Below are 23,064 nucleotides of genomic sequence, written 5' to 3' on the forward strand. Positions count from 1 at the left end.
CATGACCAAATATGATGCCGCCTGGGTAAGGGCCGAAGAGGAAAAGCGCGCCTGGCTGGATGCGAACGGGCTTTACCGGGCCGAAGACGAACATTCCTCCTGCGGGGTGGGGCTGGTCGTGTCGATCAGCGGCAAGCCGAGCCGCAAGGTGGTGGAGAACGGCATCAACGCGCTGAAGGCGGTCTGGCACCGGGGCGCGGTGGACGCCGACGGCAAGACCGGCGACGGCGCGGGGATCCATGTGCAGATCCCGGTGAAGTTCTTCTACGACGTGGTGCGCCGCACCGGGCATGAGCCCGATGTGAACAAGCTGATCGCCGTGGGCCAGGTCTTCCTGCCGCGCACCGATTTCGGCGCTCAGGAACGCTGCCGGACCATCGTGGAGACCGAGGTTCTGCGCATGGGGCATTACATCTATGGCTGGCGGCATGTGCCGGTGGATGTGTCCGTGCTGGGCGAAAAGGCCAATGCGACGCGCCCCGAGATCGAGCAGATCCTGATCCGCTGCGAGAAGGACATTGACCAGGAACAGTTCGAGCGCGAGCTTTACATCATCCGCCGCCGGATCGAGAAGGCGGCGACGGCGGCGGGGATCGCCGGGCTTTACCTGTGCAGCCTGTCCTGCCGGTCGATCATCTACAAGGGGATGATGCTGGCCGAGCAGGTCTCGACCTTCTACCCCGACCTGCTGGACGAGCGGTTTGAGTCCGCCTTCGCGATCTATCATCAGCGCTACAGCACCAACACCTTCCCGCAATGGTGGCTGGCGCAGCCCTTCCGCATGCTCGCCCACAACGGCGAGATCAACACGCTGAAGGGCAACGTCAACTGGATGAAGAGCCATGAGATCCGCATGGCCAGCAACAACTTCGGCGAGGCGGCCGAGGACATCAAGCCGATCATCCCGGGTGGGACGAGCGACTCGGGCGCGCTGGACGCGGTGTTCGAGGTGCTGGTGCGGTCGGGCCGGTCGGCGCCGATGGCCAAGACCATGCTGGTGCCCGAGGCCTGGTCAAAGCAGACGGTGAACATGCCCAAGGCCTGGGCGGACATGTATTCCTACTGCAACTCGGTGATGGAGCCGTGGGACGGCCCGGCGGCGCTGGCGATGACCGACGGGCGCTGGGTCTGCGGGGGGCTGGACCGCAACGGGTTGCGCCCGATGCGCTATGTGGTGACGGGCGACGGGATGCTGATCGCCGGGTCGGAGGCCGGGATGGTGCCGGTCGATGAATCCACCGTGCGCGAGAAGGGTGCGCTTGGGCCGGGGCAGATGATCGCGGTGGATATGGTGGAGGGCAAGCTCTACCACGACACCGAGATCAAGGACAAACTTGCCGCCGCCCAACCCTATGGCGAGTGGATCGAGAAGGTCATCGATCTGAACAGCCTTCTGCGCGACGTGCCCGAGACGCAGACCTACACGGGCGCCGAACTGCGCAAGCGGCAGATCGCGGCGGGATTCACGGTCGAGGAGCTGGAGCAGGTCCTGGCGCCGATGGCCGAGGACGGCAAGGAAATGGTCGCCTCGATGGGAGACGACACGCCGCCGGCAGTCCTGTCGGCGCAGTATCGGCCGCTGAGCCATTACTTCCGCCAGAACTTCAGCCAGGTGACGAACCCGCCAATCGACAGCTTGCGCGAGGGGCGGGTGATGAGCCTGAAGACCCGCTTCGGCAACCTGAAGAACGTGCTGGATGAATCGTCCAGCCAGACCGAGATCCTGGTGCTGGAAAGCCCCTTCATCGCCAACCGCGAATTCGAGGTGATGGTCGAACGCTTTGGCGATCAGGTGGCCTTCATCGACTGCACCTTCCCGGTGGGCGAGGGGCTCGACGACCTGCGGCAGGGTCTGGAACGCATCCGCGCCGAGGCCGAGGATGCCGTGCGCAGTGGCGCGGCGCAGCTGGTGCTGACGGACGAACATCAGGGGCCGGAAAAGGTGGGGATGCCGATGATCCTTGCCACCTCGGCGGTGCACAGCTGGCTGACGCGCAAGGGTCTGCGGACCTTCTGTTCGGTCAACGTGCGGTCTGCCGAATGCATCGACCCGCATTACTTTGCGGTTCTCATCGGCTGCGGCGCGACCACGGTGAACCCCTACCTCGCGCAGGACAGCATCGCCGACCGCATCGAGCGCGGCCTTATCGAAGGCACGCTGACCGATGCCATGCGCCGCTATCGCGACGCCATCGACGCGGGCCTTCTGAAGATCATGTCGAAGATGGGGATCAGCGTGGTCTCCAGCTATCGCGGCGGTCTGAACTTCGAGGCGGTGGGCCTGTCCCGCGCCATGGTGGCGGAATATTTCCCCGGCATGCAATCGCGCATTTCGGGCATCGGCCTGACCGGGATCGAGCAGAAGCTGGAAGAGGTGCACCGCAAGGGCTGGCTGGGTGGGGCGGACGTGCTGCCCATCGGCGGCTTCTACAAGGCGCGGCGGTCGGGCGAAAAGCACGCTTGGGAAGCGCAGACCATGCACATGCTGCAATCGGCCTGCGACCGGGCGTCCTATGACATCTGGAAGCAGTACAGCGCGGCGATGCGGGCCAACCCGCCGATCCATCTGCGCGACCTGCTGGACATCAAGCCGCTGGGCAAGCCGGTGCCGATCGAGGAGGTGGAGTCGATCACCTCGATCCGCAAGCGGTTCGTGACGCCGGGCATGTCGCTGGGGGCGCTGTCGCCCGAAGCGCACAAGACGCTGAACGTGGCGATGAACCGGATCGGGGCGAAGTCCGACAGCGGCGAGGGTGGCGAGGACCCGGCGCATTTCGTGCCGGAGCCGAACGGGGACAATCCTTCCGCCAAGATCAAGCAGGTCGCCTCGGGCCGGTTCGGCGTGACGGCGGAATACCTGAACGCCTGCGAGGAGCTGGAGATCAAGGTCGCGCAAGGGGCGAAGCCCGGCGAGGGCGGCCAGCTGCCGGGGATGAAGGTCACGGCGCTGATCGCTCGCCTGCGCCATTCGACGCCGGGGGTGACGCTGATCAGCCCGCCGCCGCACCACGACATCTATTCGATCGAGGACCTGGCGCAGCTGATCTACGACCTGAAGCAGATCAACCCGCGCGCCAAGGTCTGCGTGAAGCTGGTGTCGTCGTCCGGCGTGGGCACCATCGCGGCAGGCGTGGCCAAGGCCAAGGCGGATGTGATCCTGATTTCCGGCCACAACGGCGGCACGGGGGCCAGCCCTGCGACCAGCATCAAGTATGCCGGCCTGCCCTGGGAGATGGGTCTCACCGAGGCGCATCAGGTGCTGGCGATGAACAACCTGCGCGAGCGGGTGACGCTGCGCACGGACGGCGGGCTGCGCACGGGGCGCGACATCGTGATGGCGGCGATGATGGGGGCCGAGGAATACGGCATCGGCACCGCGGCGCTGATCGCCATGGGCTGCATCATGGTGCGCCAGTGCCAGTCGAACACCTGCCCGGTGGGCGTCTGCACGCAGGACGAACGCCTGCGCGCCAAGTTCACCGGCACGGCGGACAAGGTGGTGAACCTGATCACCTTCTACGCCCAGGAAGTGCGGGAGATCCTCGCCTCCATCGGCGCGCGGTCGATGGACGAGATCATCGGCCGGGCCGATCTGCTGACGCAGGTGTCGCGCGGGGCGGCGAACCTCGATGACCTTGACCTGAACCCGCTTCTGATCACTGTCGATGGGTCGCGGTCGATCACCTATGACCGGTCGAAGCCGCGCAATGCGGTGCCCGACACGCTGGATGCCGAGATCATCCGCGACGGTGCGCGGTTCTTCGAGGACGGCGAGAAGATGCAGCTGTCCTACGCGGTGCGGAACACGCATCGGACCATCGGCACGCGGGCCTCGAGCCACATCGTCAAGAAGTTCGGGATGCGGAACGCGCTGCAGCCAGACCACCTGACGGTGAAGCTGACCGGATCCTGCGGCCAGTCGCTGGGGGCCTTCGCGGTGCGGGGCCTCAAGCTGGAAGTGCAGGGCGATGCCAACGACTATGTCGGCAAGGGCCTGTCGGGCGGCACGATCACCGTGCGGCCGCCGATGGCCTCGCCCTTGAAGGCCGAAGAGAACACGATCATCGGCAACACCGTGCTGTATGGCGCGACGGACGGGTTCCTGTTTGCCAGCGGTCGGGCCGGGGAGAGGTTCGCGGTGCGCAATTCCGGCGCAAGCGTCGTGGTCGAAGGCTGCGGCTCGAACGGCTGCGAATACATGACCGGCGGGGTGGCGGTGATCCTTGGACGGATCGGCGCTAACTTCGGCGCGGGGATGACCGGGGGCATGGCCTATGTCTATGACCCCGAGGGCGTGGCCGAGGATTTCATGAACCTGGAATCCATCCTGACCTGCGCCGTGGGTCATCCGCACTGGGAGATGCAGCTGAAGGGCCTGATCGCCCGTCATCTGGAGGAAACCGGCAGCCGGATCGCCGGACGCATCCTGTCCAACTGGGACCGCGAGCGGCAGAACTTCCTGCAGGTCTGCCCGAAGGAAATGGTCAGCCGCCTGCCCTATCCGCTGTCCGACGAAGTGGCGAAAGTTCCGGCGGAATAGGCAACCGCTGTCCTGACGTGCTAGAAAGGGCCGTCGCATTCCGCGGCGGCCCTTTGCGTGGAGCCCCCCTCATGTCGGACCTGATCATCGTTGCCTTCCCGGACGAAGCCACAGCCTTTGCGGCAGCCGAAGCCTTGGTCCTGCTTCAGAAGGAACACCTGGTCGAGATGGAGGATGTGGTCGTCGTCACCCGTGACGAAAATGGCAAGGTCGATCTGCATCAGTCCACTGATCTGGTGACCGGAGGGGCAATCGGCGGGGGGCTCTGGGGTACTCTGATCGGACTGCTGTTCCTGAACCCCGTGGTCGGCGCCGCGGTGGGCGCCGGGGCAGGTGCACTGGTCGGCAAGTTCACCGACCTGGGGATCGATGACGACTTCCTGCGCGAGGTGGGCCAGAGCCTGGACAAGGGTGGGGCCGCGGTCGGCATGCTGGTGCGCAAGATCACCACCGACAAGGTGATCGAACGGCTGGAACCCTTCCGCGAGAAAGGCCGGGTGATCCACACGTCGCTGAGTCACGAGGCAGAGGCCCAGTTGAAGGCTTTCCTAGAACAGAAGATCGCGCCCCTGCAGAAGCAGGACCAGTTGGGCGGCGGCCGGACGTGAGCCACTCTTGACGGGGATCGCCTGCCTGCATCTAAGGGCGCCATGACCGAGGACGTGACCGAGAAGCCGGCCGAAAGGCCGAAGCCTGCGCCACGCAAGCGCAAGCCGGGGGCCGGGACGGCGCCGGAAAGGCCGCGGCCCTGGCGGCGCGTGGCGCGCTGGGTGGGGCGGATCATCGGCGGGGTTGCGGCCTTCTATGCCGTTCTGATCCTGCTGTTCAGCTTTGTCCCGCCGCCCATCAACCTTTACCAGCTGAGCGAGGCCTGGCGGCTGGGCGGGATCGAGAAGGAATGGGTATCCTGGGACGAGATCGCCCCGGTCATGGCCCGGTCAGCGGTGGCGGCAGAGGATGCGAATTTCTGCAACCACTGGGGTTTCGACATGGCCGAGCTGCGCAAGGCCATCGCGGCGGGCAGCAACCGGGGGGCCAGCACGATCAGCCAGCAGGTGGTGAAGAACGTCTTCCTCTGGCATGGGCGGACTTACGCGCGCAAGGCGCTGGAGGCGGTGCTGACCCCGGTGGTTGAGCTGGTATGGTCCAAGCAGCGCATCCTGGAGGTCTATCTGAACGTTGCCGAATTCGATGAGGGCGTCTTCGGCGTGCAGGCGGCGGCGCGCCATTACTTTGGCGTGGACGCGAAAGACCTGACCGCGCTGCAGGCTGCCCGGCTGGCCGCGATCCTGCCCGATCCGAAGCAGCGCGATGCCGCCAACCCGTCGAATTTCGTCCGCAACCGCACTCGCAGCATCATCTCGGGCGCCGAGACGATCAGGGCGGACGGGCGCTCCGCCTGTTTCGAGGACTGATCCCGTGGAGGGATTGAATTCCCCCGCACGGCGCGGCAATGAGGATGCCAGACCGGAGGCCGCCGCAAGATGAACCGTCCCAGCGCACGCCTGTATCATGTTCCCCTGTCGCCGTTCTGCCGCAAGGTGCGCCTGACGCTTGCGGAAAAGAAGATCGAGGTGGAACTGGTCGAAGAACGCTACTGGGAACCTTCGCCCGATTTCCTGCGCCGCAATCCGGCCGGAAAGGTGCCGATCCTGAAACTGGGCGGACGGACGATGAGCGAAAGCCAGGCGATCTGCGAGTTCATCGAGGAAACCGTGCCCGAACCGCCCCTTATGCCGCGCAGCGCCGATGCGCGTTTCGAGGTGCGTCGTCTCTGCGCCTGGTTCGACGACAAGTTCCACAACGAAGTGACCTCGAAACTTCTGTACGAGAGGGTGAACAAGAAGGTCAGTGGCCAGGGCTATCCTGATTCGCGGAACGTCAAGATGGGGGCAACCCGCATCAAGTATCACCTGGATTACATGGCCTGGCTTCTCGATCAGCGCCGCTGGCTGGCAGGCGATGCGATGACGCTGGCCGATTTCACCGCAGCCGCGCATCTTAGCTGCCTGGACTACATCAGCGATGTGGACTGGAACCGGCACGCGGTGCTGAAGGACTGGTATGCCAAGATCAAGTCGCGGCCGGCGTTCCGGCCGCTTCTGGCCGACCAGATCTCGGGCTTCCCGCCGGCGCCGCACTATGCCGATCTGGATTTCTAGGCCCGCATTTCGGGCGGCTTGCACCCGCCGGCCCGCCTGCGGGACAGGTTCGGTCGGAAGATGGACTTGAAGGATCGCCTGAAGGATCGGGCCCGCGAAGAGGGTTTCGCCGCCTGCGGGATCTGTCGGCCGGATGCAGTGCCCGAGGCGGCGGGTCGGTTGCGGGCCTTTCTGGCGGCTGGCCGGCACGGGCAGATGGCCTGGATGGCCGGGCGCGAAGAGTGGCGGGGCAACCCGGCCGCGCTGTGGCCCGAGGCGCGGTCGGTCATCATGCTGGCCGAGGCCTACACCCCGGTGGGCGACCCTATGGCAGGGCTCGCGCAGCGGGACTGCGGGGTGGTCAGCGCCTACGCGCAGGGCAAGGATTACCACGACCTGGTCAAGCGGCGGCTGAAACGGCTGGGCCGCTGGCTGATCGATCAGGGCGGCGGCGAGATCAAGGTTTTCGTGGATACCGCGCCGGTGATGGAAAAGCCGCTGGCGCAGGCGGCGGGGCTGGGCTGGCAGGGCAAGCATACCAACCTTCTGGGCCGCGATCTGGGCAACTGGGTGTTCCTCGGCGCAATCTTCACCACGCTGGAGCTGGAGCCGGATGCGCCCGAGACCAGCCATTGCGGCAGCTGCACGGCCTGTCTGGACATCTGCCCGACCCGCGCCTTCCCGGCGCCTTATCAGCTGGATGCGCGGCGCTGCATTTCCTACCTCACCATCGAACACAACGGGCCGGTGGAGCCTGAGTTGCGCCCTCTGATGGGCAACCGGATCTACGGCTGCGACGACTGTCTGGCCGTCTGTCCCTGGAACAAGTTCGCAGTTGCCGCGAAGGACATGGGATATCAGCCCAGGGTCGGGTTGCCGGAACTGGCGGACCTGGCGGCGCTGGACGATGCGGGATTTCGGGCGCGCTTTGCCGGAAGCCCGATCAAGCGGATCGGACGGAACCGCTTCCTGCGCAACGTGATGTATGCGGTCGGCAATTCCGGCATGGCGTCGCTGATCCCCCTGGCACGGGCAAGGCTTGACGAGGCCGATCCGGCGGTTTCCGAGGCCGCCGCCTGGGCGCTGGGCAGGCTTTCGCAGGCGCAGGACGACCGGGTGGGGCCGGGCGGCGAATCGTGCTAGGGTGACGTTCCACCGGAAAGGAGACCCAGCATGTCCAAGCATCTTGCAGATCATCGCAAGGCCAGCACCGGCGCCCGGGTGAAGCATTTCCTGAGACTGGCACGAAGCCCGCGTGAAACCTGGCATCGCCCGCGGTCGGGCGCAGGTGCCGCGCGCGTGGCGCAATTCCTGCGCATCGCAAGGGGGCGGACGGCCTGATCGCCCCATTTCAACTGCCGGCTCCTCGGACAGACGGCAAGTCGGACGACACCGGACTGCAGTGCCCGGTGTCGTTCGGCCAGTGCCCTGATATCAGGAACGCACCAGTTTCTCGTATTCGGTGGCGACGCGCCGGGTGATGTCGCCCACCTCGAAGGTATGCTCGCCGATCTGGCCGACGGGTGTGACCTCGGCCGCAGTGCCGGTCAGCCAGCACTGCTCGAAGGTCGCCAGTTCCTCGGGCAGGATGTGGCGCTCATGGACCTTGATCTGCATGTCGCGCAGCATGCCGATCACCGTCTGGCGGGTGATGCCGTTCAGGATGCAGTCAGGCAGCGGCGTGTGCACCTCGCCATCCCTGACAAAGAAGATGTTGGCCCCGGTCGCCTCGGCCACATAGCCGCGATAGTCGAAGAACAGCGCGTCCGAGCAGCCCTTGGCCATGGCGGCGTGCTTGGACATGGTGCAGATCATGTAAAGGCCGGCAGCCTTGGCTGCGGTAGGAATGGTTTCGGGCGAGGGTCGCTTCCATTTGGCGATGTCCAGTTTCGCACCCTTCATCTTGGCGTCGCCGTAATAGGCACCCCAGGACCAGCAGGCGATGGCCAGACGCACCGGGTTGCCCAGGCTGGCGACGCCCATCTCCTCGCCCGCGCCGCGGAAGGCAACGGCGCGCACATAGGCATCGGTCAGACCGTTTGCCTTCAGCACCTCTTCCTTGGCGGCGTCGATCTGTTCGGCGGTCCACGGAATCGGCATGTCGAGAAGCTCGCCCGACTTGAGCAGGCGCAGCGAATGTTCGTGTCCCTTGAAGATCTTGCCGTTGTAGCAACGTTCGCCTTCGAATACCGACGACGCATAGTGCAGCGCGTGCGTCAGGATGTGGACCTTGGCGGAACGCCATTCCACCAGCTTGCCGTCCATCCAGATGAACCCGTCGCGATCGTCGTAGCCTGCCATTTCCGCCTCCGGTTTTGCGAAAGTTGCGCCTGAAAGGTCCGCTTCGGACAGATTCTTGCGCGAAATCGGGGCAGAGTTACGGGTTGATACTTGGAAAGTCAACAAGGCTGACGTAAATTCGGAACGAAGGAGACGCACGATGGCCGATGCACCCGGCGGGGAAAACCTGCTGTATCTGACCGACGAACAGTTGCGGAAGGGGATCGAGGCGATGTTCTTCGCCTATCGCGGTTTCACGGCCGACCCGGACCGGATCCTCGAGGGCATGAATTATGGCCGGGCGCACCATCGCGCGATCCATTTCATCCACCGCTCGCCGGGAACGACGGTTTCCAATCTCTTGTCGATTCTGGGGGTTACGAAACAGTCGTTGAACCGCGTGTTGCGGACGCTGATCGACGATGGCCTTGTCCGCAGCGAGAAGGGCAAGACCGACGCACGCGAGCGGCATCTGTTTCTGACCGAGAAAGGCGTCGCCCTGGAACGCGAGCTGTCCGACGCCCAGCGGGCACGGATGCGGGCCGCCTATCGCGCGGCAGGGCCGGCGGCGGTGGCCGGCTTCCGGCAGGTGCTGGAGGCGATGATGGATCCCGAGATGCGGCGGCAGTACAACCGCCTGAAGGAGGGCGGCTGATGACGGCGGACGCGCATCTTCTGATCGTCGATGACGATGAACGCATCCGGGGCCTGTTGCAGAAATTCCTGATTCGGAACGGATTTCTTGTTTCAGTCGCAAAGGACGCAGCCCAGGCGCGGCGCATTCTGGCGGGTCTGGAATTCGACCTGATCGTGATGGACGTCATGATGCCGGGAGAGGACGGCGTGTCGCTGACACGCGATCTGCGCAGAAAGATCACGACGCCGATCCTGCTGCTGACCGCGCGCGGCGAGACCGCGAACCGGATCGAGGGGCTGGAGGCCGGGGCAGACGATTACCTGGTCAAGCCCTTCGAGCCGAAGGAATTGCTGTTGCGGATCAACGCCATCCTGCGCCGGGTGCCCCAGGTGAAACCCGCAGAGCCCGTGCGGCAGGTGCTGCAGCTGGGATCTGTGCGCTATGACGTCGACCGGGGAGAGCTGTGGCGCGGCGAAACCCCGGTGCGCCTGACCGCGACCGAGGCGGCGCTGATGCGCATCTTCGCCGCCCAGCCCGGCGTTCCCCTCAGCCGCGACAAGCTGGTCAGCGAAGCCGCGCGCGGCGATGCTGCCCAGGAACGGGCGGTCGATGTGCAGATCACCCGCCTGCGCCGCAAGATCGAGGACGACCCGAAGGCGCCGCGCTATCTTCAGACGGTGCGCGGGGAAGGTTACATGCTGCAGCCGGATTGAGGGGGGCCTCCCCCCCTCTCTTCCTGAAGGGCTGCGTCAGAACGGAATGCGCAGGCCGACCGAAATCACCTGTTCTGTCAGGTCGAAGTTCAACGCCTCGACCGGAGTGCCGCCCTGCCCCGGGCCACCCTCAAGCGGCTCTGCCCCGCCCGTAACCGAACCCAGGTCGAAATAGCGCCAGGCCAGTTCCAGCTTTGCCGGGGCAGACCCCAGCACCGGGCCGACATCCACTGCCACGCCCGCACCGATGGACCAGGCAAGCCCGCTGTCGCTTCCGCTTTCGAAGCTGCGGCGCACACTGTCTTCTGCGGGGTTGATCCGCGTCCACTGGCCCATCGTGTTGCGCGCAAGGCCAAGGCCCGCCGTCACGAAGGGCGTCACGCCGCCGCCGAAATTGTCGAAATCATAATAGCCGTTCGCCATCAGCGCGAGCGAGCGGACCGAGCCTTCCATGTCGGCATGGGGCCCGTCTGTCTCGGGGACCGTGTAGGTCCAGGGTCCGGCGAAATCGGCCCTGCCGAAGATGTTCAGCGCCACCTCGCCGCGCCAGCCGTTGCCGTAGGACCGGCCGATGGCGATGGCGCCCATGGCAGCGTTGTCGATGTCAAGGTCGAAGAAGACCTGTGGATCCCCCTCTTCCCCACCTTCAAACCCGGGCGGCAGCCAGTTGGCATCGCCGGCACTGCCCCGGGCCGCGCCCAGTTCGAAACGGAAATAGCTGCCAGGGCCGAAGGGGCCGGCTGCGACAGGCTGGGCCGCAGCGTTCTCGCCCGACTGGATCAGCGGCACCTCCTCGGGCGGGGGAACAGGCTTGCCGCCATGGCCCTTGCCGCCCCCTCCGTGGCCGCCCCCTTCGTGCCCACCGTCTTCATGACCACCGTCCTCGTGCCCGCCGTCTTCTTGCGCCCAAGCCGCACCATTCTGCGCCCCGACAGGCGCCAGCGCGCCCAGCGCAAAACCGGCCAAACCCGCCGCAAGAAGAATTCGGGTGGATGGCGACGTCGTCCGTTCCATTTTCATCCTGGCACCTGACCCCGCAAAGCACGCGACATATGCAGCTTTTCGCATGAAAAGCTCCGCCCGCCAAGGGCGGTCGGAGCCAATGATCCTACCCGTTGCAATCCTGCCACTCAGCTGTTGTGACCGGCAACAACGGCAAGGCGGATGGATTCGGCAAGTTCGGCCAGATCCGCAGCTGCATCCCCTTCGATCGGGGTGCCCAGGATGGTCGTGACCGCAATCACCGTATCGGCGGTGATGCCCTCGCCCTCCTTGTCGGCGGCCACAGCCAGGAAGACCGCCATCAGAACGTCATTGTCCGTGCTGACGCCTTTCGATGCCAGGACCGACGTGCCGTCCAGGGCATCCTTCAGCAGGGCGAGGTTCTGAAGGGGCGAGTCGATATAGGCGACATTGTCGAAGTTGAACGTCAACTCTTCGATGATGTCGTCGACGGAAAGGTTATAGAAGGCGATCATCTCCGGCGTCAGCGAGGCCACCGCCTCGGCATAGGCGCGATCCAGAACCTTTGCGGGCGATCTGGCGACGTTCAGCCGACCCAGTTCAACTTCCGGGATCCCTTCTTGCGCCCACACGGGCTTGCCGCCACCGGTGCCCGCCGGTCCGCCCGCCTGCGGGCCCTGACCATCCGAATCGCTGCTGGGCCCGCCCTGGCCCTGGCCCTGACCGCGGTTGTCCTGCCCCTTCTGGCCATCGCCATGGTTGCCGCTGTCGCCCGGGCCACCCTGACCCTTGCCTTCGCCGTCATCCTCGGCCCAGGCGGCAGAAACAAGGCCGCTGTTCCACTGCGGCATCACGAAGGCGGCGGTCCCCACAAGGGCGACAACGGCCACCCCCAACGCAAGACGAGCCATGGTCCCATTTCCACGATCAGACATTTCCACTCTCCCTTGATGTGACTTGCGCCACAGACACGTCAACCAATCTGACATGCGAATATGTTACGCAATTTTCCGCACGAGTCGTTGACATGTGTCAAATCACGAAAATTTCCCGAAAATGCGTCCCGGCATGCGAAAGACTGCCATGCTGCCAGAGAAAGGACACCCATGACCTGCCGCATCTATTCGCATCCCGACTGTCAGGCCCACATGACACCCCCAGGCCATCCGGAACGCGTCGATCGCCTGGCGGCGGTAGAGCGTGGCCTTGCCGGGCTGGCGGTCGAACGATGGCCCTGCCCGGTTGCCGATGCCTCCGACGTGCTGCGCTGCCATCCCGCCCGCTATCTGGCACGTGTGCAGGCGGCTGTTCCGAAAGCGGGCTGGACCCAGCTTGACGGCGATACCTTCCTATCGCCGGGATCCTTTCAGGCGGCGATGCGAGCGATAGGCGGAATCTGCGCCGCGGTGGATGCGGTGCTGGCGGGCCAGTCCAAGACGGCCTTCGTGGCCGGGCGCCCCCCCGGCCATCATGCCGAACGTGAAACGGCCATGGGCTTCTGCCTGTTCGGTACGGCGGCCATCGGGGCGAAGCGGGCGCTGGATCATCACGGCCTTTCCCGGGTCGCCATCGTGGATTTCGACGTGCACCACGGCAACGGGACACAGGATCTTCTGTGGGACGAGGGGCGGTGTCTGTTCGTCAGTTCCCACCAGATGCCGCTTTATCCGGGGACCGGGCGGCCCGAAGAACGGGGCGCGCACGGGCAGGTGCTGAACCTGCCCCTGCGCGAAGGTACGGGCGGGGCCGCGATGCGCGAGGTCTATGAACAGGTGGTCTTCCCGGCCCTGTCCGCGTGGAAACCCGAACTGTTGCTGATCTCGGCCGGCTTCGACGCCCACGCCGACGACCCCCTGGCCGGGCTGGAATGGCAGGCCGAGGATTTCCGCTGGCTGACCGACCGTCTGTGCGATTTCGCCGGGGGGCGGGTGGTCTCGACACTGGAGGGCGGCTATGATCTGGATGCGCTGGCGGCCTCGGTGGCCGCGCATGTCGCAGTGCTGGAGGAACGGGGCCGATGACCGACAAACCGATCGACGCGATGACCTTCGAAGAGGCGATGGCCGCGCTGGAACAGGTGGTGGGGGCCCTGGAACGCGGCGAGGTGCCGCTGGAACAGTCGATCGCGCTGTATGAACGCGGGGCAGCCCTGAAGGCGCATTGCGCCAAGAAGCTGGCCGAGGCCGAGGAGAAGGTCGAACTGATCCGGGCGCAGGAAGGCCGCGCCGTCGGCACCACCCCGGCGGAGGGGATGTGACCTTTCCGGACCGTCTGGCCGCCGACGCCGCACTGATCGAGGCACGGCTGATGGCCGCCCTTGCACGGCGCGCGGATCAGCCGGTGACCGATGCGATGCGCTATGCCGTGCGGGGCGGCAAGCGGCTGCGCGGCTTTCTGGTGCTGGAAGGGGCGCGGCTGCATGGCCTGCCCGAGGCACGGGCGATCAGCGCGGCGGCGGCGATCGAGGCGCTGCATGCCTACAGCCTGGTGCATGACGACCTGCCCTGCATGGATGACGACGACCTGCGGCGCGGCCAGCCGACCGTGCACCGCAGATGGGACGAGGCAACGGCAGTGCTGGCAGGCGATGCCTTGCAGACGCTGGCTTTCGAACTGCTGTGCGACCCGGTGCTGGGGTCGGCCGAGGTGCGGATGGAACTGGTCTCGGGACTGGCGCGGGCCTCGGGCATCGACGGCATGGTGCTGGGGCAGGCGCTGGACATCGCGGCCGAAACCGCAGGGCGGCCGCTGACGCTGGAAGAGATCACCGCCCTGCAGGCGGGCAAGACCGGCGCGCTGATCGGCTTTTCAGCCGAGGCGGGCGCGGTCATCGCCGGCGCCGACCGCGCCCCGCTGCGCCGTTATGCCGCTGCACTGGGGCTGGCCTTCCAGATCGCCGACGACATCCTTGATGTGACCGGTGACGAAGCCAGGGCCGGCAAGCGGTTGCACAAGGACGCAGCGGCAGGCAAGGCCACCTTCGTCTCGCTTCTGGGACTGGAGGGGGCGCAGGCCCGGGCCGCGGCGCTGGTGGCCGAGGCCGAGGCGGCCCTTGCCCCCTATGGCGACCGCGCGGCCAACTTGATCGCAGCCGCGCGCTTCGTTATTGCGCGCGACACCTGAACGGCCCTTGGAGGGCACATGACCGACCGACCCAAGACCCCGCTTCTGGACCGGGTGAGGCTGCCATCGGACCTGAAGGCGCTGTCCGACCGCGAGCTGCGGCAACTTGCTGACGAGCTGCGGGCCGAAACGATTTCCGCCGTCAGCGTCACGGGGGGCCATCTGGGCGCCGGGCTGGGTGTGGTAGAGCTCACGGTGGCGTTGCATGCCGTCTTCGACACGCCGCGTGACAAGCTGATCTGGGATGTCGGGCATCAGTGCTATCCGCACAAGATCCTGACCGGTCGGCGCGACCGGATCCGCACCCTGCGGCAGGAGGGCGGGCTGTCCGGTTTCACCAAGCGCAGCGAGTCGCCCTATGACCCGTTCGGGGCGGCGCACAGTTCGACCTCGATCAGCGCGGCGCTGGGGTTTGCCATGGCTGCCGATCTCGGCGGCGATCCCGGCGACGCGATCGCCGTGATCGGCGACGGCGCGATGAGCGCGGGCATGGCCTTCGAGGCGATGAACAACGCGGGCCATCTGGGCAAGCGGCTGTTCGTGATCCTGAACGACAACGAAATGTCGATCGCCCCACCCGTGGGGGCGCTGTCGGCCTATCTCAGCGGGCTGTACGCCACCGCGCCGATGCAGGACCTGAAGCAGGTGGCGAAGGGAATCGTGGGGCTGCTGCCCTCGCCCTTCCAGGAAGGCGCGAAGCGGGCCAAGGACATGCTGAAGGGCATGGCCGTGGGCGGAACGCTGTTTGAGTCCTTGGGGTTCGAGTATGTCGGGCCGATCGACGGGCATGACCTGGACCAGCTTCTGCCGGTGCTGCGGACGCTGAAGGCGCGGGCCACGGGGCCGGTGCTGCTGCATGTGCTGACGAAGAAGGGCAAGGGCTATGCCCCGGCCGAGGCTGCGCGGGACAAGGGGCACGCGACGGGCAAGTTCGACGTGCTGACCGGGGTACAGGTCAAGGCGGCCTCGAATGCCCCCAGCTATACCAAGGTCTTTGCGCAAAGCCTGGTGGCCGAGGCGGAGCGGGACGAGAAGATCGTGGCCGTCACGGCGGCCATGCCGGACGGGACGGGGCTGGACCTCTTCGCCGCGCGCTTTCCGCGGCGGTGCTTCGACGTGGGGATCGCCGAACAGCATGCCGTGACCTTCAGTGCAGGGCTGGCGGCGGGGGGTATGAAACCCTTCTGCGCGATCTATTCGACCTTCCTGCAACGCGGATACGATCAGGTCGTGCACGATGTGGCGATCCAGCGGCTGCCGGTGCGCTTTGCCATCGACCGGGCGGGGCTGGTGGGGGCGGACGGGGCCACCCATGCGGGGGCCTTCGACGTGGCTTTCCTTGCGAACCTGCCGGGCATGGTGGTGATGGCGGCCGCCGACGAGGCCGAACTGGTGCACATGGTCGCCACCGCTGCGGCGCATGACGCCGGGCCCATCGCCTTCCGCTATCCGCGGGGCGAAGGCGTGGGGGTGGACCTGCCCGCGCGCGGCGTGACGCTGGAGATCGGCAGGGGCCGTGTGCTGCGCGAGGGGACGCGGGTGGCGATCCTGTCCTTTGGGACGCGCCTGTCGGAGAGCCTGAAGGCGGCAGAGGCCCTGGCGGCGCGCGGGGTGTCGGTGACGGTGGCGGATGCGCGCTTCGCCAAGCCCCTGGACCTCGACCTTGTGCTGCGGCTGGCGCGCGAGCATGAGGCGCTGATCACGGTGGAAGAGGGCGCCATCGGCGGCTTCGGCAGCCATGTGGCGCAGGCACTGGCCGAGGCGGGCATCTTCGACAGGGGGCTGAAGTTCCGCAGCCTGGTCCTGCCCGACATCTTCATCGATCAGGCCAGCCCCGAAGCGATGTATCGCATCGCCGGTCTGGATGCCGCCCATATCGAGACAAAGGTGCTCGAAGCCCTGGGTGTCGCGGTCGTCGGCAAGCGGGCCTGAGGCGCTCCGGGAATCCACGTTCGATCTGCCCTATCCGCAGGCCAAATCCTTGCGGGTTGCCAATCCCTCTGCCCGCGCCTTCCCTTCCTTGTCGCGGAGGGCCGGACGGACGTTCGGTTCTACCTCGTGCGCCTGCTTCTGCTCGTCGGGGCAAGTTGGCCAGGAATGCATGATATGCACCGACGGACATGCTTGTGGCAGGTGACCCTACCGCCGCCGCAACCCGTCCATCACCCTGACCAGCGCTTCGCTGATTCCAGGTTCGGACAGCGCGTGGCCGGCCATCGGGATCATGCGCAGATCACATCTCGCCCAGCCGTCGGCCAGTTGCCACGCCGAAACCGGCGGGCAGATCATGTCGTAGCGGCCCTGGATGATCGTGGCGGGGATATGCTCGATCCGCCGGCGTTCGCGCAGGATCCAGCCGTCGCATTGCAGGAAGCCGCCGTTGTGGAAATAGTGGTTCTCCAGCCTCGCGAAGGCGCGGGCATAGTCGGACGGGCTTTCGCCCATCGGCCCGTCATTCTGGATCGAGGCCAGCGCGTTTTCCCAGTTCGCCCAGATGCGGCCGAAGCGCGTTTCCTCCATCAGGTTGCCGGAAAAGAGGCGGCGATTATAGGCAGCGATCAGGTTGTCGCGCTCGGCCGGCGGGATGGCGGCGACGAAGCGGCCCCAGATTTCCGGGAAGAAGGCCCCTGCCCCCCCGCCGTAGAACCATTTCAGCTCTGCCCGGGTCATCAGGAAGACACCGCGCAGGACAAGATGCGCGACCCGATCGGGGTGGGTCAACGCATAGATCAGCGCCAGCGTTGCCCCCCAGCTTCCGCCAAAGGCAATAGCGCGGTCGATACCCAGGGTCTGGCGGATGGTTTCGACATCCTCGATCAGATGCCAGGTGGTATTGGCGATCACGCTGGCATGAGGCCGCGACCGGCCGCAGCCGCGCTGGTCGAACAGGATGACCCGGAAGAAGGTGGGATCGAAATAACGCCGCATGGCGGGCGAACATCCCCCGCCCGGACCGCCGTGGAACACGATGACCGGAATCCCGTCCGGCCTGCCGCATTGTTCGACATAGATCCGGTGACCGTCGCCAACATCCAGCATCCGCTGATCGAAGGGGTCGATCGGCGGATAGAGGAATTCGACTGCGCGCTTTTGACCTGATCTCTGATCCATTGATGACCTATATAGCCCCATGACGGCCCAGAGTCGAAGGGCAATCGGTTGGGTAATGGCGCAGAGGCGGCAATGACGGTGACGACGGTCGATCCGGGCGAAGTGGCCAAGTTCGAGGCGATGGCAGCCGAATGGTGGGATCCGAACGGCAAGTTCAAGCCGCTGCACATGCTGAACCCCTGCCGGCTGGACTACATCACCGCGCAGATCGCCGCAGAGTTCGGGCGCGACCTGTCGCAGTCGCTGCCATTCACAGGCCTGCGGCTGCTGGACATCGGCTGCGGCGGCGGGCTTCTGTCAGAGCCCATGGCGCGGCTGGGGGCCGAGGTGGTGGGCGCGGATGCAGCGGCGCGGAACATCCCGGTAGCCCGGCTTCACGCCGAACAGTCGGGCCTGACGATCGACTATCGCCATACCACGGCCGAGGATCTGGCAGCCGCAGGCGAACGGTTCGACGTGGTGCTGAACATGGAGGTGGTCGAGCATGTGGCCGACCCCCTGTCTTATCTGACGGCCTGCCAGCAGCTTCTGAAGCCCGGCGGGCTGATGATCTGTTCCACCCTGAACCGCAACCCTAAAAGCTTTGTCATGGCCATCGTCGGCGCCGAATGGGTGATGCGCTGGCTGCCCAAGGGCACGCATGACTGGAGGAAGTTCATCACGCCCGACGAACTGTACGATCTGATCCGCAAGGCGGGGCTGGATCCGGTCGACCGAAAGGGGATGGTCTTCAATCCGGTGGCTTGGCGCTGGAACCTTTCAGACCGCGACCTGAGCTGCAACTACGTCACCGCCTCGGTCAAGCCTGGCGGGCGGTAGGCCGGTCAGCCGATCCGGCCGCGCACCCCGCCGGTCTGGCCCCGGTCCAGCAGCAGGTGGTCCAGAAGCACGCAGGCCATCATCGCCTCGCCCACCGGCACGGCGCGGATGCCCACGCAGGGGTCGTGACGGCCCTTGGTGATCAGGTCGGTCTCTGACCCGGTCTCGGTGATGGTCCGGCGCGGGGTCAGGATCGAAGAGGTGGGCTTGACCGCGAACCGGCAGACGACCGGCTGGCCGGTCGAGATGCCGCCCAGGATCCCGCCCGCATGGTTCGACAGGAATTCCGGGCCGTCCGGCCCCATGCGGATCTCGTCGGCGTTCTCGACCCCGGTCAGGGCGGCGGCCGCCATGCCCTCGCCGATCTCTACCCCCTTGACCGCATTGATCGACATCATCGCCGCCGCCAGGTCGCTGTCGAGCTTGCCATAAAGCGGCGCGCCCAGACCCGGCGGCACGCCTTCGGCCACCACCTCGATCACCGCGCCGACCGAGTTGTGCGACAGGCGCAGCCCGTCCAGATATTCGGCCCATTCGGCGGCAGCCACGGCATCGGGCACCCAGAACGGGTTGCGCTCGATCTCGGCGGCATCGAACCGGCTGCGGTCGATGGTCTTCGTGCCCATCTGCACCATGTAGCCGGTGATCCGCAGCCCCGGCACCAGCGCGGCCAGCACCGCCCGCGCCACGCCTCCCGCCGCCACTCGGCTGGCGGTCTCGCGCGCACTGGACCGCCCGCCGCCGCGATAGTCCCGGATGCCGTATTTCTGGTGATAGGTGATGTCGGCGTGACCGGGGCGGAAGCTCTGCGCGATCTCGCCATAGTCCTTCGACCGCTGGTCGGTGTTCTCGATCATCAGCTGGATCGGGGTGCCGGTCGTCCGCCCCTCGAACACGCCCGACAGGATGCGCACCTCGTCGGGTTCCTTGCGCTGGGTGGTGAACTTCGAGGTGCCGGGCTTGCGCCGGTCCAGCCACGGCTGGATGTCCGCCTCGGACAGGGCGATGCCCGGGGGGCAGCCGTCCACCGTGCAGCCGATGGCAGGCCCGTGGCTTTCGCCCCAGGTCGTAACGCGGAAAAGATGTCCGAAGGTGTTCAGGCTCATGTCGGGGCATCCTGCAAGACCCCTTCCCCCTTAAGCCATGGCCCGCAGGGGATAAAGCCCCCTTGCACCCGCTGCCGGTTCGCCTATCCTCTGCCTTACCTCGGGGTGCCCGACAACGGGCTGAGACGCGCAGGCGAACCCGTCGAACCTGAACCGGATCATACCGGCGGAGGGAAGGTGAATGGATTTCTCCATCCCCGACCGTTCCGTCGCAACATGGAGAAGCCGATGAAAACCGAACTCCTTGCTGCGGGCCTTGTCACCATCGCCTTTCCGGCGCTGGCGGAAAGGCCTGTCCTGACTGTCCTCACCTACGACAGCTTTACCTCGGAATGGGGCCCCGGCCCAGCGATCGAACAGGCGTTCGAGGCCGAATGCGCCTGCGACCTGCGCCTTGTTCCCGCCGGCGACGGCGCGGCGCTGCTTGCGCGGGTGCAACTGGAAGGGGCGGCCTCGGATGCCGATGTCGTGCTGGGTCTCGACACCAACCTGACGGCCGCGGCTGCGGCAACGGGCCTTTTCGCGCCGCATGGGCTGACCCCGGCCACCGACCTGCCGGTGCCCTTTGCCGACCCGTTCTTCCTTCCCTACGACTGGGGCTGGTTCGCCTTCGTCCACGACCGCGCGAAGCTGCCCGCCCCCCCCGACAGCTTCGACGCTCTGGCCGCATCCGACCTGAAGATCGTGATCCAGGACCCGCGGTCATCGACCCCCGGCCTCGGCCTGCTGATGTGGGTCAAGGCTGCCCACGGCGACCGCGCGCAAGAGATCTGGCAGGCGATGGCCGACAACATCGTCACCGTCACCCCCGGCTGGTCGGAAGCCTATGGACTGTTCCTGGAAGGCGAGGCCGACATGGTCCTTTCCTATACCACCAGCCCGGCCTACCACCTGATCGCGGAAGGCGACGACACCAAGGCCGCCGCGCTGTTCGACGAGGGGCATTACATGCAGATCGAGGTCGCCGGGAAACTGGCCGCGACCGACCAGCCCGACCTGGCCGACCGCTTCCTTGCCTTCATGCTGACCGAGGGCTTCCAGGCCGCGATTCCGCAGACCAACTGGATGTATCCCGCCGTAACACCTGCCGGCGGGCTTCCCGAAGGCTTCGACCGCTTCCGCCCGGCGAAATCGCTGCTTCTGCCCGCCGATGAGGCACAGTCCACACGCGATGCGGCGCTGGCGGAATGGCTTGCGGCGCTGGCGAAATGACCTTGCGCCCGTTGGGGAAGGCCGGGCGCCTTCCCTCCTCCCCGTGGAGAGCGGAAAGGGGCGGGGGGCCTGCGGCATGACTGCTGCGGGCAGGTGGACCGTGACGCTGCTGCCGGCAGGGCTGGCGCTCGGGCTGCTTCTGCTGGTCCTTGCCCCCCTTGCCACCGTAGCAGTCCGCGGGTCCGGGATGGGGCTTGGCCCTGCGGACTGGGCAGCGATCCGCTTCACCGTGCTTCAGGCCGTGCTTTCGGCGCTGCTGTCCACTGTTCTGGCCGTCCCGGTCGCCCGGGCGCTGGCCCGCCGTCGCTTTCCGGGGCGCGGGCTGATGATCACCCTGATGGGTGCACCCTTCCTGTTGCCGGCGGTGGTGGCGGCGCTGGGTCTGCTGGCCGTTTTCGGACGGGCGGGCATGCTGAACATGGGCCTGCAATCCGTTGGCCTGCCGCCGGTGTCGATCTACGGGCTGCACGGCGTGCTTCTGGCCCATGTCTTCCTGAACCTTCCCCTCGCCACCCGGATGATCCTGCAGGGCTGGCTGTCGATTCCGGCAGAACGCATCCGCCTGGCACAATCGCTGGGTTTCGGGCCGGCACAGACCTTCCGCCATCTGGAGGTGCCGATGCTGCGCGAGGTGCTGCCGGGCGTGGCGCTGGTGATCCTGGTGATCTGCCTGACCAGCTTTGCCGTGGTGCTGATCCTGGGCGGCGGCCCGCGCGCCACCACCATCGAGCTGGCGATCTATCAGGCGGTGCGCTTCGATTTCGATCTGGCCCGCGCGGCGGGGCTGGCGGGCGTGCAGGTCTTGATCTGCGCGCTGGCAACGGGTCTGGCCTTTCTGGTGGCCGCGCCGGCGGGCTTCGGTACCGGGCTTGACCGGCAGGCGGCGCTGGAGGCACCCCGTGGCTGGCGACGGGGGCTGGATGCCGCGGTTTTGGTGCTGGCCACCCTGTTTCTCGTGGCGCCCCTTGTCGCGGTGGCCCTGCGGGGGCTTCCGGGGCTGACCGATCTGCCCTCTGCCGTCCTGCCAGCTGCGGGGCGGTCGATTGCGGTTGCGCTGGTCTCGGCCCTTGTCACGACGGCCACCGCGCTGACGCTGGCCCTTTCCGCGGCGCGCCGCCCTGCGCCGCTGGTCGAGGCAGCGGCAACCCTGCCGCTGGCGACCTCTGGCCTGGTCCTCGGCACAGGGCTGTTCCTGATCGTGCGGCCCTTCGTGTCACCGATGCAGGTCGCTCTTCCGGTGACGGTTCTGGTCAATGTAGCGCTGACGGTGCCCTTCCTTTACCGAATCCTTCTACCCGAGGCGCGGGCATTGGCCGCCGACTACGGACGGCTTGCCGACAGCCTGGGCTTGCACGGCTGGCCTCGCCTGCGCTGGCTGATCCTGCCGCGCCTTGCACGCCCCCTGGGGTTCGGCGCGGGCATCGCAGCCGCCCTTTCGATGGGCGACCTGGGCGTGATCACGCTGTTCGCGGGGGAAAGGCAGGCCACACTGCCGCTCGTGGTGCAGCAGCTGACCGGCGCCTACAGGATCGAAGCAGCGGCATCCGCCTCGCTGATCCTTGTCGTCCTGTCATTCGCCCTGTTCTGGGCATTCGATGCCGGAGGCCGCCGTGCTGCACCTTGATCGCCTTATCCTGACGCAGGGTGACTTCCGCCTTTTGGCAGACTGGTCCGCCCCGGCCGGGGCCAGGATCGCCGTCATGGGGCCTTCGGGGGCTGGGAAATCCACGCTGCTGGCCGCAATCGCTGGCTTCCTGGCACCCAGCGCGGGGCGGATCCTGTGGAACGGGCAGGATCTTGCGGGCGTCGCACCAGGCGATCGCCCGACGACGATCCTTTTTCAGGATCAGAATCTGTTCCCCCACCTGACAGTGGCACAGAACCTGGGGTTGGGCCTGCGCCCCGATCTCAGGCTGACCGATGCGGACCGCAGCCGGATCGACAGGGCGCTGGAACGCACGGGCCTGTCCGGCCTTGGGCCACGCCGCCCGGCACAGCTTTCGGGCGGGCAGGCCAGCCGGGCGGCGCTCGCCCGCGCCCTTCTGCGTGCACGTCCCATCCTGATGCTGGACGAACCCTTCGCGGCGCTTGGCCCGGCGCTGCGCGCAGAAATGCTCGCCCTGGTGCGCGAGGTGGCGGACGAGACCGGCGCGCTGGTCCTGATGGTCACGCATGACCCCGCCGATGCGCTGGCACTGGGCGGCAAGACGGCCTTCATCGCGGATGGCACGGTCCATCCGCCGGTCGATACCGGCCGCTTGCTGGCCGATCCGCCCGCCGCGGTGGCCGCCTATCTGGGGCGTCGGCAGGGCCCGGGCCCCTTTTTGCTGCACGGGGAATGAGGGAAGGCACCTTCCGCCAGTTCGAAATGAAGAACCCCGCCCTGCAGGCGGGGTTCCCCGTTTCGACCTTCAGCAGG

Annotated in this window: 21 protein-coding genes and 1 riboswitch; of the genes, 16 read left to right on the plus strand and 5 right to left on the minus strand. The window is 66.6% G+C overall.

The features are described from left to right. The first annotated feature begins 1 nt into the window (after position 1). From gltB to EZM81_RS18190, 6 genes are all read left to right on the plus strand, one after another. Positions 2 to 4,540, plus strand: a complete 4,539-nt coding sequence (gltB, locus tag EZM81_RS03055; RefSeq protein WP_136644746.1) for a glutamate synthase large subunit — start codon at positions 2 to 4, stop codon at positions 4,538 to 4,540. A gap of 71 nt (positions 4,541 to 4,611) precedes the next feature. Further along, complete coding sequence (locus EZM81_RS03060) at positions 4,612 to 5,148, plus strand: DUF1269 domain-containing protein (protein WP_136644747.1); 537 nt, start codon at positions 4,612 to 4,614, stop codon at positions 5,146 to 5,148. Between the two features lie 42 nt (positions 5,149 to 5,190). After that, entirely contained in the window at positions 5,191 to 5,955 is a 765-nt protein-coding gene (mtgA, locus tag EZM81_RS03065) for a monofunctional biosynthetic peptidoglycan transglycosylase (protein WP_136644748.1), read from the plus strand. 69 nt (positions 5,956 to 6,024) lie between these two features. Then, positions 6,025 to 6,702, plus strand: a complete 678-nt coding sequence (locus tag EZM81_RS03070) for a glutathione S-transferase family protein (RefSeq protein ID WP_135450099.1) — start codon at positions 6,025 to 6,027, stop codon at positions 6,700 to 6,702. A 60-nt stretch (positions 6,703 to 6,762) separates the two neighbouring features. Then, positions 6,763 to 7,824 (plus strand): tRNA epoxyqueuosine(34) reductase QueG, encoded by a 1,062-nt coding sequence (gene queG / locus EZM81_RS03075; RefSeq protein WP_136644749.1) that lies wholly within the window; start codon positions 6,763 to 6,765, stop codon positions 7,822 to 7,824. A 30-nt stretch (positions 7,825 to 7,854) separates the two neighbouring features. Next, complete coding sequence (locus EZM81_RS18190; protein ID WP_167850992.1) at positions 7,855 to 8,022, plus strand: hypothetical protein; 168 nt, start codon at positions 7,855 to 7,857, stop codon at positions 8,020 to 8,022. A gap of 93 nt (positions 8,023 to 8,115) precedes the next feature. On the opposite strand, the gene EZM81_RS03080 is transcribed toward EZM81_RS18190, so the two are convergent. Further along, entirely contained in the window at positions 8,116 to 8,982 is an 867-nt protein-coding gene (locus EZM81_RS03080; protein WP_135450097.1) for a branched-chain amino acid aminotransferase, read from the minus strand. A gap of 139 nt (positions 8,983 to 9,121) precedes the next feature. Here EZM81_RS03080 and EZM81_RS03085 point away from each other — a divergent pair, with 139 nt between their 5' ends. Together EZM81_RS03085 and EZM81_RS03090 are read left to right on the plus strand one after the other, a co-directional pair. Next, on the plus strand, positions 9,122 to 9,616 hold the full coding sequence (locus EZM81_RS03085; protein WP_135450096.1) for a MarR family winged helix-turn-helix transcriptional regulator: 495 nt from the start codon (positions 9,122 to 9,124) through the stop codon (positions 9,614 to 9,616). Further along, positions 9,616 to 10,311: a response regulator gene (locus EZM81_RS03090; RefSeq protein ID WP_135450095.1), complete on the plus strand. Its 696-nt coding sequence runs from the start codon at positions 9,616 to 9,618 to the stop codon at positions 10,309 to 10,311. The genes EZM81_RS03085 and EZM81_RS03090 overlap by 1 nt, the downstream gene beginning before the upstream one ends. 36 nt (positions 10,312 to 10,347) lie before the next feature. Here EZM81_RS03090 and EZM81_RS18405 read toward each other — a convergent pair whose 3' ends face one another. Further along, complete coding sequence (locus EZM81_RS18405; RefSeq protein ID WP_135450094.1) at positions 10,348 to 11,325, minus strand: outer membrane protein; 978 nt, start codon at positions 11,323 to 11,325, stop codon at positions 10,348 to 10,350. A 116-nt stretch (positions 11,326 to 11,441) separates the two neighbouring features. Continuing rightward, positions 11,442 to 12,185, minus strand: a complete 744-nt coding sequence (locus EZM81_RS03100; protein ID WP_136644750.1) for a hypothetical protein — start codon at positions 12,183 to 12,185, stop codon at positions 11,442 to 11,444. A gap of 195 nt (positions 12,186 to 12,380) precedes the next feature. Here EZM81_RS03100 and EZM81_RS03105 point away from each other — a divergent pair, with 195 nt between their 5' ends. From EZM81_RS03105 to dxs, 4 genes are read left to right on the plus strand one after another with little or no spacing between them, the layout of a single operon-like run. After that, complete coding sequence (locus tag EZM81_RS03105) at positions 12,381 to 13,295, plus strand: histone deacetylase family protein (protein WP_135450092.1); 915 nt, start codon at positions 12,381 to 12,383, stop codon at positions 13,293 to 13,295. Next, the gene (locus tag EZM81_RS03110; protein WP_135450091.1) at positions 13,292 to 13,531 is read left to right on the plus strand and encodes an exodeoxyribonuclease VII small subunit; all 240 of its coding nucleotides are present in this window, start codon (positions 13,292 to 13,294) and stop codon (positions 13,529 to 13,531) included. The genes EZM81_RS03105 and EZM81_RS03110 overlap by 4 nt, the downstream gene beginning before the upstream one ends. Further along, the gene (locus tag EZM81_RS03115) at positions 13,528 to 14,397 is read left to right on the plus strand and encodes a polyprenyl synthetase family protein (RefSeq protein ID WP_371685716.1); all 870 of its coding nucleotides are present in this window, start codon (positions 13,528 to 13,530) and stop codon (positions 14,395 to 14,397) included. Before EZM81_RS03110 ends, EZM81_RS03115 begins: the two co-directional genes overlap by 4 nt. Positions 14,398 to 14,415: 18 nt before the next feature. Next, on the plus strand, positions 14,416 to 16,329 hold the full coding sequence (gene dxs / locus EZM81_RS03120; RefSeq protein WP_135450090.1) for a 1-deoxy-D-xylulose-5-phosphate synthase: 1,914 nt from the start codon (positions 14,416 to 14,418) through the stop codon (positions 16,327 to 16,329). A 207-nt stretch (positions 16,330 to 16,536) separates the two neighbouring features. Here the strand turns inward: dxs and pip are convergent, their stop codons facing one another. Continuing rightward, the gene (gene pip, locus EZM81_RS03125) at positions 16,537 to 17,508 is read right to left on the minus strand and encodes a prolyl aminopeptidase (protein ID WP_135450088.1); all 972 of its coding nucleotides are present in this window, start codon (positions 17,506 to 17,508) and stop codon (positions 16,537 to 16,539) included. A 72-nt stretch (positions 17,509 to 17,580) separates the two neighbouring features. Between pip and ubiG the strand changes: the two genes are divergently transcribed. After that, positions 17,581 to 18,327 carry a bifunctional 2-polyprenyl-6-hydroxyphenol methylase/3-demethylubiquinol 3-O-methyltransferase UbiG gene (gene ubiG, locus EZM81_RS03130; RefSeq protein WP_135450087.1) on the plus strand — a complete coding sequence of 249 codons (747 nt, stop codon included), beginning with the start codon at positions 17,581 to 17,583 and terminating at the stop codon, positions 18,325 to 18,327. 5 nt (positions 18,328 to 18,332) lie between these two features. Here the strand turns inward: ubiG and aroC are convergent, their stop codons facing one another. Next, positions 18,333 to 19,433 (minus strand): chorismate synthase, encoded by a 1,101-nt coding sequence (gene aroC, locus EZM81_RS03135; RefSeq protein ID WP_135450086.1) that lies wholly within the window; start codon positions 19,431 to 19,433, stop codon positions 18,333 to 18,335. A gap of 91 nt (positions 19,434 to 19,524) precedes the next feature. Further along, positions 19,525 to 19,625, plus strand: a riboswitch (TPP riboswitch). A gap of 36 nt (positions 19,626 to 19,661) precedes the next feature. On the opposite strand from aroC, the gene thiB reads away from it, so the two are divergent. The 3 genes from thiB (at position 19,662) to EZM81_RS03150 (ending at position 22,987) form a co-directional block, all read left to right on the plus strand. Further along, complete coding sequence (gene thiB, locus EZM81_RS03140) at positions 19,662 to 20,645, plus strand: thiamine ABC transporter substrate binding subunit (RefSeq protein ID WP_136644751.1); 984 nt, start codon at positions 19,662 to 19,664, stop codon at positions 20,643 to 20,645. A 76-nt stretch (positions 20,646 to 20,721) separates the two neighbouring features. Continuing rightward, positions 20,722 to 22,269, plus strand: a complete 1,548-nt coding sequence (locus tag EZM81_RS03145; RefSeq protein WP_136644752.1) for a thiamine/thiamine pyrophosphate ABC transporter permease ThiP — start codon at positions 20,722 to 20,724, stop codon at positions 22,267 to 22,269. Next, positions 22,256 to 22,987: an ATP-binding cassette domain-containing protein gene (locus tag EZM81_RS03150; protein WP_136644950.1), complete on the plus strand. Its 732-nt coding sequence runs from the start codon at positions 22,256 to 22,258 to the stop codon at positions 22,985 to 22,987. The genes EZM81_RS03145 and EZM81_RS03150 overlap by 14 nt, the downstream gene beginning before the upstream one ends. Positions 22,988 to 23,064 lie beyond the last annotated feature (77 nt).

Origin of the sequence: Tabrizicola sp. YIM 78059 (genome assembly GCF_004959785.1) — a bacterium.
GTDB classification, from domain to species: Bacteria; Pseudomonadota; Alphaproteobacteria; order Rhodobacterales; family Rhodobacteraceae; genus Tabrizicola; species Tabrizicola caldifontis.